This window comes from Micromonospora sp. NPDC000668 (assembly GCF_042897975.1).
Classification (GTDB): Bacteria; Actinomycetota; Actinomycetes; order Mycobacteriales; family Micromonosporaceae; genus Micromonospora.
On record NZ_JBIAYP010000008.1, the window covers coordinates 154797 to 169881 of the forward strand.

Consider the following 15085-nt stretch of genomic DNA (forward strand, 5'->3'; position numbering starts at 1 on the left):
AGGGTCAGGACCCGGCGAGCGGGGCGAGGGCGCCAGCCGGCCGGACGGCGGACGGGATGACGTGATGGCGGCCGATCGGCAGCATCAGCGGCTTCTCCGACGTCGGATCGATGATGACCTGGCTTTCGAGGCCGAACACGGCGCGGACGCACTCCTGCGTCAGGACCTGCGCCGGCTCTCCCGCGGCGTGCAGCTTACCGGCGGCCAGCGCGATGAGGTGGTCCGCGTACCGGGCGGCCAGGTTGAGGTCGTGCAGCACCATGACGATCGTCGTTCCGCGCGTCAGGTTGAGGTCGGTGAGCAGGTCGAGGACTTCGACCTGATGGCTGACGTCGAGGAATGTCGTCGGCTCGTCGAGCAGCAACAGGTCCGTCTGCTGGGCCAGGGCCATGGCGATCCAGACCCGCTGCCGCTGGCCGCCGGAGAGCTCGTCGACCGAGCGGTCCGCGAGGTCCGCCGTCTGTGTCGCGTCCAGGGCCGCCGCCACGGCGGCGTCGTCCTCCCTGCTCCAGCGCGAGAGTACGCGCTGATGCGGATTGCGCCCGCGCCCGACGAGGTCGGCCACGGTGATCCCTTCCGGCGCCGTCGGTGACTGGGGAAGCAGGCCGAGGGTACGGGCCAGTTGCTTGGCCGGCAGCCGGTGCACCTGCTTGCCGTCGAGCAGGACGTGGCCGGCGCGGGGCGCGAGGAGGCGTGACATCGATCGCAGCAGGGTCGACTTGCCGCACGCGTTGGCACCGACGATCGCCGTGATCTTTCCGGGCGGCACGACGAGGTCGAGCGACTCGATGACGACGCGGTCCTTGTAGCCGAGCATGAGACTCTCGACCGCGAGCGTATGAGTGGTGGTCACAGCGAGCCTCCCGCGCGGTTCGTACGGATGAGCAGGTAGATGAGGTAGGGCGCGCCGAGCACGCCGGTGACGACACCCACGGGGTAGCGCGTGTCGAAGGCGAACTGGCCGACGAAGTCCGCTACCAGCACCAGGAGGGCGCCGACCAGGGCGGACGGCAGCAGCAGCGACCCGGCCGGTCCGATGATCCGGGCGGCGATCGGGCCGGAGAGGAATGCCACGAAGGCGATCGGCCCGGTCGCCGCGGTGGCGAAGGCGATCAGGCCGACGGCCGCGATGATGACCAGGATCCGGGTGCGTTCGAGGCGGACCCCGAGCGCCGCCGCGGTGTCGTCGCCCAGCTGCATCATGGCGAGGTTGCGGGCCTGGCTCAGCAGCACCGGTACCAGGACGGCCACAGCGATGGCCACCGGAACGGTCTCCTCCCAGGTGGCGCCGTTGAGGCTGCCGGTCAGCCAGCGCAGGGCCTCCTGCAGGTCCCATTCGGCGGCCTGGGTCAGGACGTACGCGGTCAGGCTGTCGAGCATGGCGGCCATGCCGATGCCGATCAGGACGAGGCGGGTGCCGGCGACGCCGTCCTTGAACGACAGGAGGTAGATGACCAGCGCCACGGCCAGCCCGGCGACGATCGCGAAGGCGGACACGCCGGCCTCACCAAGGTGCAGCGTCACGATCGCGAAGGCGGCCGCGGCGCTCGCGCCGGAGCTGATGCCGATGAGGTCGGGGCTGGCGAGCGGGTTGCGCAGCATCGTCTGGAAGGTGACGCCGCCGATCCCGAAGCAGGCCCCGGCCAGGATCGCGAGGACCGCCCGCGGCAGGCGGAGCGTGCCCACCGTGAAGGAGGCCCCGGGGACGTCCTCGCCGGCGATCACCGCCAGGACGTCGGCTGGCGGATAGAAGGTGCGTCCCGCCATCAACGAGACGGCGAACGCCGCGACGACGAGGACGGCCAGCACGATGAGCACGCCGCGCCGTCGACGGGTACGGCGGACCCGGCCGTGGGTGACGGCCTCGAGAGTCGCAGTGCTCACAGCTCGCGCACCTTCTGCCGACGGACGATGTAGATGAAGAACGGGGCGCCGATCAGCGCCGTCACGATGCCCACATCGATCTCCGCTGGGCGTGCCACCACCCGTCCGACGACGTCGGCTGCGGTCAGCAACGACGCGCCGAGGAGCGCGGAGAACGGCAGCAGCCACCGGTGGTCGAGCCCGATGAGGAGGCGGCACACGTGCGGGACGACCAGGCCGACGAACCCGATGGGCCCGGCGACCGCCGTGGCGGCGCCGCACAGCAGCACGGAACCGGCACCCGCGATGCCCCGCACCACGGCGACCCGCTCGCCGAGCCCCGCCGCGAGGTCGTCACCGAGCGCGAGCGAGTTCAGTGCCCGGCCCGACAGGAGGCAGATCACCAGACCCACGGCGAGGAACGGCAGTGCCTGCCGGATGCTGTCGTAGGTGGCACCGCCGACCCCGCCGATCTGCCAGGAACGGAAGTTGTCGGCGACGTCGTTGCGGGGCAGCACGAAGGCGCTGATCAGCGACGCGAGCGCTGCGGACGTGGCAGCGCCCGCGAGCGCGAGCTTGAGCGGCGTCGCGCCACCGCGTCCCAGGGAGCCGACGGCGTACACGAAGACAGCCGCGAGGCCGGCGCCGAGGATCGCCACCCAGAGGTAGCTGGTCGGCGAGGAGAGGCCGAACATGACCATTCCGGTGACGACGGCGAGCGACGCCCCCATGTTCACGCCCAGGATTCCGGGGTCGGCCAGCGGGTTGCGGGTCACGCCCTGCATCACCGCCCCGGCCAGGCCGAGCGCCGCGCCGACGATCACGGCGAGCAGGGTCCGCGGGATCCGTTTGGTGACGGCGGCCTGTTCCATGGTCTCGTCCACGCCCCGGAACGCGGCGAGGATGTCGGACCAGCCGACGTTGCGGGAACCCAGCGCGACCGATGCCGCCATGAGCGCCAGCAGCACCGCGGCCGCGACGAGAAACCACAGCAGGCGTACCCGTGCCGGACGCCGCACCACGGCGACGTCCGGCAGGGCACGCGAGTCGAGCTGGGTCATGACACCTGGTCGGCAGCCTTGGCGAGCATGGCGACGTAGTCGTTCAGCACGAACGGGATGGCCAGCGGGGTCGGGTTCGCCGCGGTGCCCAGCGGAGTGGTGCCGGAGAGCATGACCACCGAGCCGCGCTTGATCGCGGGGATCTTCGACAGCAGCGGGTCGGCTTGCGCGGCGGCGAGGAGCTTGTCGTCACCGTAGGCGACGATGACGTCGACGTCGTTGAAGACCTGGATCTGCTCGGCGCTCTGGTTCAGGCTGAACTTGTCCGTGCCGGCGGAGAGCGTGGCGATGCTGCCCGGCACCTTCAGGCCGAGGTCGGCGAAGAACTGGGCCCGGGTGTCGTGCGTCGTGTAGAAGCCGATCTTGCTCAGGTCGGTCGGGTCGACGTGCGTCATGAACATCGCCGACTTGCCCGCCAGCTGCGGGTACTTCGCGGTGGCGTCGGTCATCTGCTTCTCGAAGTCGGCGATCAGCGCGTCGCCCTCCTTCGCCAGGCCGAGGGCCTGGCTCTCCAGCTTGATGGTGTCGCGCCACGCCGTGGCCCAGGGCCCCTCGGGGTAGGCGACGACCGGAGCGATCTTGCTCAGGGTCTCGTACTCCTGCGCCGTCAGGCCCGAGTAGGCGGCAAGGATGACGTCGGGCTGGGTGTCCGCGACGGCCTCGAAGTTGATGCCGTCGTTCTCGTCGAACAGCACCGGCGCGGTGCCGCCGAGCGACTTGAGCTTCTCGGCCACCCACGGCAGGATGCCGTCGCCGTCGTCGTCGCCGAAGTTGGCCTTCGCCATTCCCACGGGAACGATGCCGAGGGCAAGCGGAACCTCGTGATTCGCCCAGGCCACGGTTGCGACCCGCTTCGGCTTCTCCTTGATCGTCGTCGTGCCGAGCGCGTGCTTGATCGTGATCGGGAACGCTGCGGTGCTGCTGCCGGCGGCGGCGTCCTCGTCCTTTGATGATCCGCCGCAGGCGGCGAGCGCCAACGTTGCGGCCAGGGCGACGACCCCGGTCAGGAAGCGGTTTTGGCGCATGGTTCTGAACTCCAGCATTAGGTTAGGGGAGGCTAAGCTAACACACCAACATGAGAGCCCTTCGTGATCAACCCCTGCGACCCAGTCGGCCACAGCGGGAGTGAGCAGACCAGGGCGGCGGGGGTTCTCCGAGCGCCGAAGCGAGGCTAGGCTAGCCTAACTTCGGACCAGGACATGGCTCACGATCCACAAAGGAGCGGCACATGACCGTCGCCACCATTCCGGTCGAGGCCGGGCTGATCAAACGCCCGATGCTCGCCGAGGTCGTCGCCAACCGGCCGCTCACACCTCATCTGCGGCGTATCACGCTGACCGGCATGGAGATCGACCGCTTCGGCTACGGCGGACCGGACCAACTGGCGCGGATCTTCCTCGCCGCACCCGGCGCCGAACTGCACCTGCCGGACTCCGAGCAGTGGTGGCCCGCCCTGCAGGCCATGCCGGCCGAGCTGCGGCCGGTGGTTCGCAACTACACGGTCCGGCGCCTGGACGCCGGACGGCGGGAGCTGGACATCGATTTCGTGCTCCACGGCGACGGCGGACCGGCCTCCGCCTGGGCGCGGAGAGCCGCACCCGGCGACCCGATCGGCGTGCTCAGTGACGGCTCCGACTACGCCCCGCCCGTGGACACCGAGTGGCAGTTGCTCATCGGCGACGAGACCGCCATGCCGGCGATCACCGCGGCTGTCGAGGCGCTGGCGCCAGGGACCCGGGCGATCGCGCTGATCGAGGTGGGTTCCACGGAACACGAGATCGAGGTACGCACGCCCGCCGGTGTCACGCTGACCTGGCTGCACCGCGGCGGCACACCGGCGGGCGGCAGTGATGTGGTGATCCGCACGCTGCGCGAGCTGGCGTTGCCGGCCGGCACGCCGTACGCCTTCGTGGCGGGTGAGTCCGCAATGGTCACGACCGTCCGCCGGCACCTCTGCACCGAACGGGGCATGGCCAAGGACCGCGTCTACTTCTGCGGCTACTGGAAGGTCGCCGCACACTGAACCTTCCGCCTACGGCCGCCGTCGTCCGGATCCGCACCCGGAGCTATTTGACCTTGCGGGTCGATCGGGCCACGATGCCCTCGTACTCCGGGTGCTTGCCCAACCACTCGGCGAGGAACGGGCAGATCGGCACCACGGTCCGACCCTTGGCCCGCGCGTCGTCCATCACGGCACGAGCCAGGGTCGACCCGACGCCCTTGCCCTCGAACGCCGGATCAACCTCGGTGTGGGTGTAGACGATGATGGTGCCGGTCAGCTGGTAGGTGACCACCCCGGCGACCACGCCCGCCTCGTCGCGCGCCTCGAACCGCTCCCGCGTCGGCGCGTCTGTCACGGTGAACTGCACCGGACCATCCAACCACGCTGTCCAGCCGGCCAATTGGTCGGTGCGAGGGCACCGCGGACCGAAGCCCCGGGCCTGCTGTCGTCAGAGGTCCGGGGCTTCGTCGTGTCAGGGCTAGAAGTCGTCGTCGAAGGCGACGGTGCCGCTGACCCCGACCTGGTACGCCGACACCCGCCGCTCGAAGAAGTTGGACAGCTCCTGCACGTCCTGCAACTCCATGAAGGCGAACGGATTGGCCGACTCGTAGTGCGGGGCGATGCCGAGCTGGGCGAGGCGCCGGTCGGCGACGTGCTGGAGGTACTCCCGCATGTCGGTCAGGGTCAGTCCCGGCACACCGTGGTCGAGCAGGTCCTCGGCGAACTGGACCTCGCACTCGACTGCCTCGGTGAGCATCTGGCGGACCTGGTCGGCGAGGTCGTCGTCGAACAGGTCGGGTTCCTCGCGACGGACGGTGTCGACGACGTCGAATGCGAAGGCCATGTGCATGGACTCGTCGCGGAACACCCAGTTGGTGCCGGAGGCCAGGCCGTGGAGCAGGCCGCGGGAGCGCAGGAAGTAGACGTAGGCGAAGGCGCCGTAGAAGAACAACCCCTCGATGCAGGCGGCGAAGCAGATCAGGTTGAGCAGGAACGTCCGGCGGTCCTCGCGGGTCCGCAGCTCCCGAAGATCGTTCAGGGAGTCGATCCAGCGGAAGCAGAACTCGGCTTTGCGGCGGATCGAGGGGATGTTCTCGATGGCCGCGAAGGCGGCGAACCGCTCGGTCTCGTCGGGCACGTACGTGTCGAGCAGGTTGAGATAGAACTGGACGTGCACCGCCTCCTCGAACAGCTGCCGGGACAGGTAGAGGCGACCCTCGGGGCTGTTGACGTGCTGATAGAGATTGAGCACGAGGTTGTTGGCGACGATGGTGTCGCCGGTGGCGAAGAAGGCCACCAGGCGGCTGACCAGGTGCCGCTCGGCCGGGGAGAGCTTGTCGAGGTCGGCGAGGTCGGCGTGCAGGTCGACCTCCTCGACGGTCCAGGTGTTGCGGATGGCGTCGCGGAACCGGTCGAAGAAGTGCGGGTAACGCATCGGGCGGAGGGTGAGGTCCATCCCGGGGTCGAGCAGCATGTGCGTGGTCCTCGTGTCGGTGGTGGTGTGGGCGGCGGTCACTGGCAGGCCTCGCACGACTCGGGGTTCTCCAACGAGCAGGCCAGTGCCTCCGCGTCGGTGGCCGCCGGTGCGACAAGGGCGACGGCGGTGGGCGCGACGGTGGCCTGCTGGATCCGGGTGGCGGGGCGGGAACGCAGGTAGTAGGTGGTCTTCAGCCCGGCCTTCCAGGCGTACAGGTACATCGAGGAGAGCTTGCCGATGGTGGGCGAGGCCAGGAACAGGTTCAGCGACTGGGACTGGTCGATGAACGGTGCGCGGGCGGCGGCCAGGTCGATCAGCGCCCGCTGCGGCAGCTCCCAGGCGGTGCGGAACAGCTCCCGGACGTCGGTCGGCAGCTCCGCGATGTCCTGCACCGAGCCCTCGGCGCGCCTGATCGCCGACCTGATCCGGTCGGTCCACAGGCCACGGGTCTTCAGCTCGCGTACCAGAGCGGTGTTGACCTGGAGGAACTCCCCCGACAGCGTCTCCCGCTTGAACAGGTTGGACACCTGCGGCTCGACGCACTCGTAACATCCGGCGATCGACGCGATGGTGGCGGTCGGGGCGACGGCCACCAGCAGCGAGTTGCGCAGCCCGTGGGCCTCGACCCGCTCCCGCAGCTCGGCCCACCGTGCGGTCTGCGTTCCCTCGACCCCCCACAGGTCGGGCTGCAACTGCCCCCGCGCTGCCCGGGTCTGCCCGTACGCCGGGTGCGCGCCGAAACGGCGGGCCAGCTCGGCGGACGTCTCCAGGGCGGTCAGGTACAGCTCCTCGCTGATCCGGGTGGACAGCTCCCGGGCGGCCGGAGAGTCGAACGGCAGCCGCAGCGCGAAGAACACGTCCTGCAGGCCCATCAGCCCGAGCCCGACCGGCCGCCAGCGGGGGTTGCTCGCCGCCGCCTGCGGGGTCGGGTAGTAGTTGATGTCGATGACCCGGTCGAGGAACGTCACCGCGGTACGGACCGTGGCGCGCAGCCGTTCCCAGTCGACGCCGCCGTCGGTGAGGTGGGCGGCGAGGTTCACCGAGCCGAGGTTGCACACGGCGGTCTCGGCGTCGCTGGACACCTCGATGATCTCGGTGCAGAGGTTGGACAGGTGCACCACGTTGCCCGGCTCGGCGGTCTGGTTGCACAGCCGGTTCGCCGCGTCCTTGAAGGTCATCCACCCGTTGCCGGTCTGGGCCAGGGTGCGCATCATCTTCCCGTACAGCTCCCGCGCCGGGACCTGCCGCACGTAGCGGCCCTGCGCCTCGGCCGCCCGGTACGCGGCGTCGAACCGCTCCCCCCACAGGTCGGGCAGTTCCGGTACCTCGTGCGGGTCGAACAGCGACCACAGCTCGTCGGCCTCGACACGGCGCATGAACTCGTCCGGGATCCAGTTGGCCAGGTTCAGGTTGTGGGTACGCCGGGCGTCCTCGCCGGTGTTGTCCCGCAGTTGCAGGAACTCCTCGACGTCGGGGTGCCACGGCTCCAGGTAGACGCAGGCCGCGCCCTTGCGCCGGCCGCCCTGGTTGACCGCCGCGACGCTCGCGTCCAGCGTGCGCAGCCACGGCACGATCCCGTTGGACTGCCCGTTCGTGCCGCGGATCAGCGAGCCCCGGGACCGGACCCGGGAGTACGCGATGCCGATGCCGCCGGCGAACTTGGACAGGTTGGCGACCTGGGCGTACCGCTGGTAGATCGAGTCCAACTCGTCGCGCGGGGAGTCGACCAGGTAGCAGGAGGACATCTGGGTGTGCCGGGTACCGGAGTTGAACAGCGTCGGCGAGCTGGGCAGGTAGGCCAGGCTGGACATCAGCCGGTAGAAGTCGACCGCCTCGTCCGGCGTACGGGACAACCCGCAGGCCACCCGCAGCAGCCAGTACTGCGGGGTCTCCAGCACCAGCCGGCTGCTCGGGTGGCGCAGCAGATACCGGTCGTACACCGTGCGCAGGCCGAAGTACTCGAACCGCCGGTCGCCGCCCAGGTCGACGGCATCGTCGAGGATACGGGCGTGCGCGGCGACGAACGCGGCGGTGTCGTCTCCGATCAGGCCCTCGGCGTGGCTGATCCGGATCGCCGCGCTGAACGAGGTGATGCCCTGCCGGCGGACCTCCTTGTCGACGTAGCCGGCCAGCAGCCGGGCGGCGAGGCGGGAGTACTGCGGTTCCTCGCCGATCATCTCGGCGGCGGTCTGAATGGACAGCCGGTCCAGTTCGGCCGTCGTCGCGCCGTCGTACAGGCCGCTGATCGTGCGGGTCGCCACCCGCAGCGGGTCGACGTCGGTGAGGTCGTCGGTCCACCGCTCGACCGCCCGGACGATCTTGTTCACGTCTACCGGTTCGCTGGCGCCGTCGCGTTTGCGGACATGCATCTGCGTCCGCCGCCGGCCGGGCGGGGCCGGGTCGCCGGTGACCGGAGCTACCTGGGTGACCGTCACTACTCACTCCTCGCGAGTTCGAGACCTGATGGCCCTCGGACACGAGGAGACAGACACCGGCGGACGCCACGCCGACGGGCGTGGGTCAGGTGGCGTCAGCCGTCCCACGCGGCGTCGGACCGCCGCCCACCCGGGTGCGGGTGCACGGCGCGCTGGCAGGTCTTCGGACTTGCGGGCACGACCGGACTCGCCGGTCTCCTACTGGCCGTCGCTTCCCAGGCCGCTTGGCGGCCCAGTGCTGATGACGGCGGTCGTTCCCACTCACCGCTGCGGGGCAGTCCCGGATTTCCACCGGGTTCCCTCTTGCCTCGACCCCCTGGATGAGCGGCCGAACCAGCTGCGCTCGACACCATATATAGGGAGGGACGCCGTTGTCACACCCCACATGTCGGTCCCGGGCGTGTCGGTGGCCGGACTGGTGATGGCCGTCACCGACGCCTGAGACCGTCCACCCCGATGCCGCGGGGACCGGGTTGACCGTTCGGACCGGCACCGATACGGTCGAGCCACTATCTGCGGCGACGCGAGGGAAGCCGGTGTGAATCCGGCGCGGTCGCGCCACTGTGAGCGGTCCCCATCCTCTACGGGAAGGGCCGCGAGCCAGGACACTCGGTCGTCCGCAGCCTTGCGATGGGGACGCGTCATCCCCGAGGAGGTTCGCGTACGCATGTCCAGCTCCACTTCCAGCCAGCCGTTGGTGCATCCCGCTGGCACTACCCGTCTCCTGTGGACGGTTCTGGCCGCCGTCGCCGTGCTCACGCTGCTGGCCTATCTCGTCGCCTTTGACCAGGGGGCGGTCTCGCGCAGCGGGATGTACCTGCACGAGCTGATGCACGACGGCCGGCACCTGCTCGGTGTCCCGTGCCACTGACCGCCACCAGGGCCGCGCCCACGTTCCTCAGCGTTCTCCTTCGCGGGCTGCTCGCCGGCCTGGCCGCGGGTCTGCTCGCCGGAACGTTCGCCTACGTCGCCGGTGAACCACACGTCGAGGCGGCCATCGCCATCGAGGAGGCCGCGGCGCACGCCGAGCCCGCCGGTGGCGGACACGATCACGAGGATGCCCTGGTCAGCAGGTCTGGCCAGCGTGGCGGCCTGTTCCTGGCCACCGGTCTGTTCGGCGCCGCGATGGGTGGCCTGCTGGCCACCGCGTACGTCCTGCTGTGTCGCCGGCGGCGGGCCTACGACGACGGACGGTCGGGTCTGCTGCTGGCCGGCGCTGCGCTGCTCGGCGTGGTGATCGTGCCGTTCATCAAGTACCCGGCCAATCCCCCGGCCGTCGGTGACCCGGCCACCATCGACCAGCGCACCGGCACCTACCTGCTGATGGTGGTGCTCGGCCTGGTGGCCGTCTGGGCCGGCTCGCTGGGCTACCGAGCGCTCGGCGACGAGGCGCCACAGTGGCTTCGGGCCACCACGGCCCTCGGCGGATTCCTGCTGGTCACCGCGGTGTCCTACGTGGTGCTGCCGTCGTTCCAGGAGGTCCCGGACGACTTCCCCGCCGCCCTGCTGTGGGACTTCCGACTGGCCTCCCTCGGCACCCAGGTGGTGCTCTGGACCGGAATCGGCCTGCTGTTCGCGGCCCTGATGAACCACGAACGGCGTCGCGGAACCGCCAGCGCACCCCTGAGCACGTGACCGCCACCAGCCTGCGGCTGGTTGCCCACGGTCACACCGCCGCCCTGCGGCGGGCCCGGTTCGGCGGGAGGAACGACAGCCTGGACGAGGGCGGCCTGCGAGCCGCCCTCGCCCTGGCCCCCGCCGCGCCGGGCCAGCGGTCGATCCTGGGCGCCACCGACGTCTGCCTGTCCAGTCCAGCGGCGGCGGCCACCCAGACCGCGCACGCCCTCGGCCTGACGCCCACCATCGAAGCGGCGCTGGCCGACTGCGACCACGGACACTGGTCCGGACGGCTGCTGGAGGAGGTCGGCACCGAGCAGCCCCAGGCGCTGCGCGAGTGGCTGTCCGCACCGGACGCCTCGCCGCATGGAGGGGAATCAGTCCTGTCGCTGCGGGAGCGGGTCGGCCGCTGGCTGGACGGGCAGCGCGGCCGTGGCCAGCGGATCACCGCCGTCACCCACCCGATCGTGCTCCGGGTCGCGATCGTCCACGCCCTCGACCTGCCGTTGGCGACGTTCCGGCAACTGGACGTCGAGCCGCTGGCGATCGTCCGGCTCACCGGCGACGGGGCACGGTGGCGGCTACGACTGGGCGCGCCGCCGGCGTGCGGGACAGCGAACGTCGGTGCGGACCACCAACCTACGACCACCTCGACGCGACCGGCATGAGAGGCGGGACCGCGCGTCAGAAGTCGGAGCGCCCGATCCGGACGGCGACGCCGTCGAGGATCAACTCCAGTCCGAGCGTGAAGTCCGCGTCAGCGATCGTCGCGTCAGGGGTGTCGGACGGCGGCGCCTCGAACAGCGTCGAGGAGAACAGCCGGGCTGTCTCGGGGAAGCGCTCGGGTTCGACGAGACGCACCAGCGCGCGGCCGTAGTCGCGCTCGGCGTCGGCCTGCCCCTGGCCTTCGGCCCTGCCCTCGGCGAGGTCGCTGTACTGCCGTACGGACTGGACCACGTAGCCGTTGATCAGCGACAGGACGCCGATCTTGTGTGCCCAGTCGAGTCGGGTACGGGACATGACCGCCAGCCCGGTCTCCATCCAGGCGATCTGATTCGGGCCGGAGGGCGGTCCGGAGGTGGGCACGCGTGTCAGCCACGGCCGACGCTGGAACACCGCGCGTTGCGCGAAGGCCCAACCGCTCAGCCCGTCCCGCCAGTCGTCGGTGCGGGGGTCCGGCGGTACGCCCATGGCGGCGTCGGCCATGAGCGTGAGCAGCTCGTCCTTGGAGCCGACGTACCGGTAGAGCGACATTCCGGTGAAGCCGAGGACCTTGGCAACCTTGGGAAGCGTCACGCCGCCGAGCCCGTCGCGGTCGGCGATCTCCACCGCCGCGGCGACGACCCGATTGACATCGAGGGCTGCCGGCCGCCCGAGCCGCGACGACTCGGACATGCCCCACAGCCGGCGCAGCCGAGCCGGAACGAAGTCGTCGCTGGTCATGGCCCCCTCGTTCGCCTCCGGAATTCAGGGCTCATCATGCCAGACGGCATTAGTATGCCTGTGATACTTTCTCCGACATACTAAAGCCGGACGGGGAGAGGGACGACATGAGCATCGACACCGCACCACGCACATCGAGAGGGCCGGTGCTTCGCGCCGAACGCGCCCTCGCACCGGACCTGGCCCGGGGAGCGATGCTGCTGATCATCGCGTTGGCCAACGTCGCCGGAGTCGTCTTCGCCGGCGAGCCGGGCCTCGACAGCACGCCGCAAGGTGTGGACCGCGGCCTCAACTTCCTGCTGTTCGAACTCGTCCACGCACGCGGCTACCCGGTCTTCGCCGTGATGTTCGGCTACGGACTCGTACAGCTCGCCCGGCGCCAGGACGCTTCCGGCGCCACACGGCAGCAGGTCCGCTCCGTGCTGTTACGCCGCAACCTGTGGCTCGTCGTCTTCGGGTTCGCGCACGCCGCTCTGCTCTACTACGGCGACTTCCTCGGCGCGTACGGGATCGTGGGGATCGTGATGACCCTGGCGCTGCTGCGCCGCGGTGACAGGTTCCACCGGATCGCGCTGGTGCTGTGGGCACTGGCGGTCGTGGAGATCCTGGTCCTCAGCGCCGTCGTGGTGAGCCGCATCGGGGGCTCGGGCGGATCGGCTCCGCTGCCGTCGGACCACGTCGACTCCCTCGCGGCGCCCGACTACGTCACGTCCATCCTGGACCGCCTCGCCGAGTGGCCGGCGCACACGCTGACCGTCTTGCCCTTCATCTTCATCACCTGGCTGGGCATGTGGGCGGCCCGCCGCCGCGTCCTCGAAGAGTTGGCCCGCCACCGGACCCTGCTCAGGTGGACCGCCGCCCTGGGACTGGGGATCGCCGTCGCCGGAGGTCTCCCGGCTGCCCTGGTCAGCGCCGGGTGGCTGCACGTCGACACGTCGACCGCCAGTCTAAGCCTCATGCTCCACGGCGCCAGCGGCATGTTCGCCGGCCCCGGCTACGTGGCCGTCTTCGGCCTGGTCGCCATGCGGGTCATCCGGCCCGGTCCCGTCGTCGGCGCGCTCTCCGCCCTGGGCCAGCGCTCCCTGTCGGGATACCTGTTCCAGTCGGTGGCCTGGCTGGTCCTCCTGGCACCCTTCACGCTCGCCCTCGGCGACCGTTTCGGCAGCCGTACCGTTGGCGGCCTGATCATCGCGGTCGTCGTCTGGCTGGTGACCGTGCTGATCGCCCGCCTGCTCGACAAGCGCGGGCGGCCCGGGCCCGCCGAGGTCGTCCTGCGCAGACTGACCTACGGGCCCCGGACCTAGGACCCAGGTGTACGACGCCCCTCCGGCTCACCGGCCGGAGGGGCGCGCGGTGCGCGCTGGAGTGGATCCCAGCGTGCACCGTACGGCGGTGCGGACTCGAATCACCTGCCACGCACAGGTTGTCCGACGCCGGACGGGCGGAAGCTGGTTGCGTCTGTTCGACCAGCCGGAGTTCGGGCAGTCGACCCGCCGAGGCACCCGCCCGGAAGAAGACAGGTATCAGAATGCGCAAGTGGCTGCCGCTGCTGACGGTCTGCCTGGGTACGTTCATGCTCCTGATCGACGTCACGATCGTGATCGTCGCCCTGCCCGACATGGTCAACGACCTGGACGCGTCCTTCCGGGCATTGCAGTGGGTCATGGACGCCTACGCTCTCGCGCTGGGCGCACTGGTGCTCGGCGCCGGCTCGATCGCCGACCGGGTGGGCCACCGCCGGGCCTACGTCGTCGGGCTCGCGCTCTTCGCCGTCTCGTCCCTGATGTGTGGTCTCGCTCCGAACTCCGGCGCGTTGATCGCCGCGCGCGCCGTACAGGGCGTCGGCGCGGCGGCCATGTTCGCCACCACGTTCGCCCTGCTCAACAACGCCTACACCGGTCGCGACCGGGGAAGCGCCTACGGCATCTGGGGCGCGGTGTCGGGTGCCTCGGCCGCGCTGGGGCCGATCCTCGGCGGGCTGCTCACCGAGGGCGCGTCGTGGCGCTGGATCTTCCTCGTCAACCTGCCGGTCAGCGCCGCCGCCATCCTGCTGTGTCGCAGGACGCTCACCGAAGCCCACGCGCCGGTCCGCCGCAGGATCGACGTCCCTGGCATGGCGAGTTTCAGCGCCGCCGCGGCCTGCGCGACCTACGGACTCATCCGCGCGAACGAGGACGGTTGGTCCTCCGTCGGTGTCTGGTGGCTGCTGGTGGGCGCAGCGCTCCTGCTGGCCGGGTTCGTCGCGATCGAGGCCACCCGACACGCCATGTTCGATCTCGCCCTCCTGCGCAACCGCTCGTTCGTCGCGGTGCTGGTCGCCGGGCTGCTGCTGACGTTCGCCGCTTTCACCACGTTCACCTATACCTCGATCTGGCTGCAGTCCGTGCTGGGATTGAGTCCGCTCGCGGCGGGGCTCACCGGCCTGCCGCTGTCCGTCACCGCGTTCGGCGTCTCGGCGGTGCTGGGGCGGGTGTTGCACGGCCGCCGGCCAGACCTGGTGATCGGCGCCGGGCTGCTGTTCGTCGGGCTCGGCAGCCTGCTCACGGCGGCGCTCCTGCGCGGTCCGGCCGGTTGGCCGTCGCTGCTGCCCGGGCTCGCTCTCGTCGGCGTCGGCGTCGGCCTCGCGACACCCATCCTCGGCTCGTTCTCCATGTCCCTGGTGCCCGCCGACCGCGGAGGCATGGCGGCCGGAGCGGTCAACACCGCCCGCCAACTCGGCTTCGCCTTCGGCATCGCCGCGCTCGGCAGCGTGTTCACCGCCCGCGCCCAGAGCATCCTGGCCGGACGTGACATTCCAGACCCGGGGCGCGTCGCGCACGCCATCGCCGGCGGGCAGACACCCGGCCTGCTGCGTGCCGCTCCGGCAGCCGGTCGGCAAATGCTGGACAGCGCGGCACACGCCGCCGGAGTGGCCGGCGTCCAGGCGACCTTCGCCGTGGCCGGAGCCGTCGGGGTCATCGCCGGCCTGCTCGTGACCGTCCTCATGCGACCCGGCAGACCACGCCCCGCTGCCTCGGCAGACCGTCCGCCCGTCGCGGAAGGAGCGGGGCGCTGACGGTGGCCCTGGGCCCGGGAGTCCTGCCCGGTTAGGTACCGGCAGGTGGACGACCTGGCCGGCGCACAGCGACGGTGAACAGGCATGGTCACGGCCGGAATGGGAATCGGAGAGCCGCCAGCAGGACTGACG

General features: G+C 70.5%; 14 protein-coding genes and 2 riboswitches. Of the genes, 6 read left to right on the forward strand and 8 right to left on the reverse strand.

Annotated elements, in window-relative coordinates:
* Positions 1 to 4: 4 nt before the first annotated feature.
* From ACFY29_RS32555 to ACFY29_RS32570, 4 genes are read right to left on the reverse strand one after another with little or no spacing between them, the layout of a single operon-like run.
* Positions 5 to 853 (reverse strand): ABC transporter ATP-binding protein, encoded by an 849-nt coding sequence (locus ACFY29_RS32555; protein ID WP_386992246.1) that lies wholly within the window; start codon positions 851 to 853, stop codon positions 5 to 7.
* On the reverse strand, positions 850 to 1884 hold the full coding sequence (locus tag ACFY29_RS32560) for a FecCD family ABC transporter permease (protein WP_386992248.1): 1035 nt from the start codon (positions 1882 to 1884) through the stop codon (positions 850 to 852). Before ACFY29_RS32560 ends, ACFY29_RS32555 begins: the two co-directional genes overlap by 4 nt.
* Entirely contained in the window at positions 1881 to 2924 is a 1044-nt protein-coding gene (locus ACFY29_RS32565) for a FecCD family ABC transporter permease (protein WP_386992250.1), read from the reverse strand. The genes ACFY29_RS32560 and ACFY29_RS32565 overlap by 4 nt, the downstream gene beginning before the upstream one ends.
* Complete coding sequence (locus ACFY29_RS32570; protein ID WP_386992252.1) at positions 2921 to 3967, reverse strand: iron-siderophore ABC transporter substrate-binding protein; 1047 nt, start codon at positions 3965 to 3967, stop codon at positions 2921 to 2923. Before ACFY29_RS32570 ends, ACFY29_RS32565 begins: the two co-directional genes overlap by 4 nt.
* Before the next feature lie 185 nt (positions 3968 to 4152).
* On the opposite strand from ACFY29_RS32570, the gene ACFY29_RS32575 reads away from it, so the two are divergent.
* The gene (locus ACFY29_RS32575) at positions 4153 to 4947 is read left to right on the forward strand and encodes a siderophore-interacting protein (RefSeq protein WP_386992254.1); all 795 of its coding nucleotides are present in this window, start codon (positions 4153 to 4155) and stop codon (positions 4945 to 4947) included.
* Between the two features lie 43 nt (positions 4948 to 4990).
* Here ACFY29_RS32575 and ACFY29_RS32580 read toward each other — a convergent pair whose 3' ends face one another.
* The 3 genes from ACFY29_RS32580 to ACFY29_RS32590 form a co-directional block, all read right to left on the reverse strand.
* Complete coding sequence (locus ACFY29_RS32580) at positions 4991 to 5293, reverse strand: GNAT family N-acetyltransferase (protein WP_386992256.1); 303 nt, start codon at positions 5291 to 5293, stop codon at positions 4991 to 4993.
* Positions 5294 to 5404: 111 nt separating this feature from the next.
* A complete protein-coding gene (locus tag ACFY29_RS32585; RefSeq protein WP_386992553.1) occupies positions 5405 to 6400 on the reverse strand; it encodes a ribonucleotide-diphosphate reductase subunit beta in 996 nt (331 codons plus the stop codon).
* Between the two features lie 38 nt (positions 6401 to 6438).
* The gene (locus ACFY29_RS32590) at positions 6439 to 8772 is read right to left on the reverse strand and encodes a ribonucleoside-diphosphate reductase subunit alpha (RefSeq protein WP_386992555.1); all 2334 of its coding nucleotides are present in this window, start codon (positions 8770 to 8772) and stop codon (positions 6439 to 6441) included.
* Positions 8773 to 8974: 202 nt separating this feature from the next.
* Positions 8975 to 9191: riboswitch (cobalamin riboswitch) on the reverse strand.
* 175 nt (positions 9192 to 9366) lie between these two features.
* Positions 9367 to 9447, forward strand: a riboswitch (cobalamin riboswitch).
* Positions 9448 to 9505: 58 nt separating this feature from the next.
* Between ACFY29_RS32590 and ACFY29_RS32595 the strand changes: the two genes are divergently transcribed.
* Genes ACFY29_RS32595 through ACFY29_RS32605 form a run of 3 tightly spaced genes read left to right on the forward strand, consistent with a single transcriptional unit; the run spans position 9506 to position 11123 of the window.
* Positions 9506 to 9709 carry a CbtB domain-containing protein gene (locus ACFY29_RS32595; protein ID WP_328417630.1) on the forward strand — a complete coding sequence of 68 codons (204 nt, stop codon included), beginning with the start codon at positions 9506 to 9508 and terminating at the stop codon, positions 9707 to 9709.
* The gene (locus ACFY29_RS32600) at positions 9700 to 10473 is read left to right on the forward strand and encodes a CbtA family protein (RefSeq protein WP_386992258.1); all 774 of its coding nucleotides are present in this window, start codon (positions 9700 to 9702) and stop codon (positions 10471 to 10473) included. Before ACFY29_RS32595 ends, ACFY29_RS32600 begins: the two co-directional genes overlap by 10 nt.
* Positions 10470 to 11123, forward strand: coding sequence for a histidine phosphatase family protein (locus tag ACFY29_RS32605; RefSeq protein WP_386992260.1), 654 nt, complete (start codon positions 10470 to 10472; stop codon positions 11121 to 11123). Before ACFY29_RS32600 ends, ACFY29_RS32605 begins: the two co-directional genes overlap by 4 nt.
* Positions 11124 to 11139: 16 nt before the next feature.
* Here the strand turns inward: ACFY29_RS32605 and ACFY29_RS32610 are convergent, their stop codons facing one another.
* Positions 11140 to 11898, reverse strand: coding sequence for a TetR/AcrR family transcriptional regulator (locus ACFY29_RS32610; RefSeq protein WP_386992262.1), 759 nt, complete (start codon positions 11896 to 11898; stop codon positions 11140 to 11142).
* Positions 11899 to 12005: 107 nt separating this feature from the next.
* Here ACFY29_RS32610 and ACFY29_RS32615 point away from each other — a divergent pair, with 107 nt between their 5' ends.
* Both ACFY29_RS32615 and ACFY29_RS32620 read left to right on the forward strand, forming a co-directional pair.
* Positions 12006 to 13202 (forward strand): DUF418 domain-containing protein, encoded by a 1197-nt coding sequence (locus ACFY29_RS32615; RefSeq protein WP_386992263.1) that lies wholly within the window; start codon positions 12006 to 12008, stop codon positions 13200 to 13202.
* A 224-nt stretch (positions 13203 to 13426) separates the two neighbouring features.
* Positions 13427 to 14953 (forward strand): MFS transporter, encoded by a 1527-nt coding sequence (locus tag ACFY29_RS32620; protein WP_386992264.1) that lies wholly within the window; start codon positions 13427 to 13429, stop codon positions 14951 to 14953.
* The last annotated feature ends 132 nt before the right edge of the window (positions 14954 to 15085 follow it).

Excerpts from the sequence above, each read along its gene's own strand:
- ACFY29_RS32575 (WP_386992254.1), top strand. The coding sequence starts at position 4,153 with ATGACCGTCGCCACCATTCCGGTCGAGGCCGGGCTGATCAAACGCCCG.
- ACFY29_RS32590 (WP_386992555.1), bottom strand. The coding sequence starts at position 8,772 with ATGCATGTCCGCAAACGCGACGGCGCCAGCGAACCGGTAGACGTGAAC.
- ACFY29_RS32570 (WP_386992252.1), bottom strand. The coding sequence starts at position 3,967 with ATGCTGGAGTTCAGAACCATGCGCCAAAACCGCTTCCTGACCGGGGTC.
- ACFY29_RS32615 (WP_386992263.1), top strand. The coding sequence starts at position 12,006 with ATGAGCATCGACACCGCACCACGCACATCGAGAGGGCCGGTGCTTCGC.
- ACFY29_RS32620 (WP_386992264.1), top strand. The coding sequence starts at position 13,427 with ATGCGCAAGTGGCTGCCGCTGCTGACGGTCTGCCTGGGTACGTTCATG.
- ACFY29_RS32610 (WP_386992262.1), bottom strand. The coding sequence starts at position 11,898 with ATGACCAGCGACGACTTCGTTCCGGCTCGGCTGCGCCGGCTGTGGGGC.
- ACFY29_RS32565 (WP_386992250.1), bottom strand. The coding sequence starts at position 2,924 with ATGACCCAGCTCGACTCGCGTGCCCTGCCGGACGTCGCCGTGGTGCGG.
- ACFY29_RS32585 (WP_386992553.1), bottom strand. The coding sequence starts at position 6,400 with ATGCTGCTCGACCCCGGGATGGACCTCACCCTCCGCCCGATGCGTTAC.
- ACFY29_RS32595 (WP_328417630.1), top strand. The coding sequence starts at position 9,506 with ATGTCCAGCTCCACTTCCAGCCAGCCGTTGGTGCATCCCGCTGGCACT.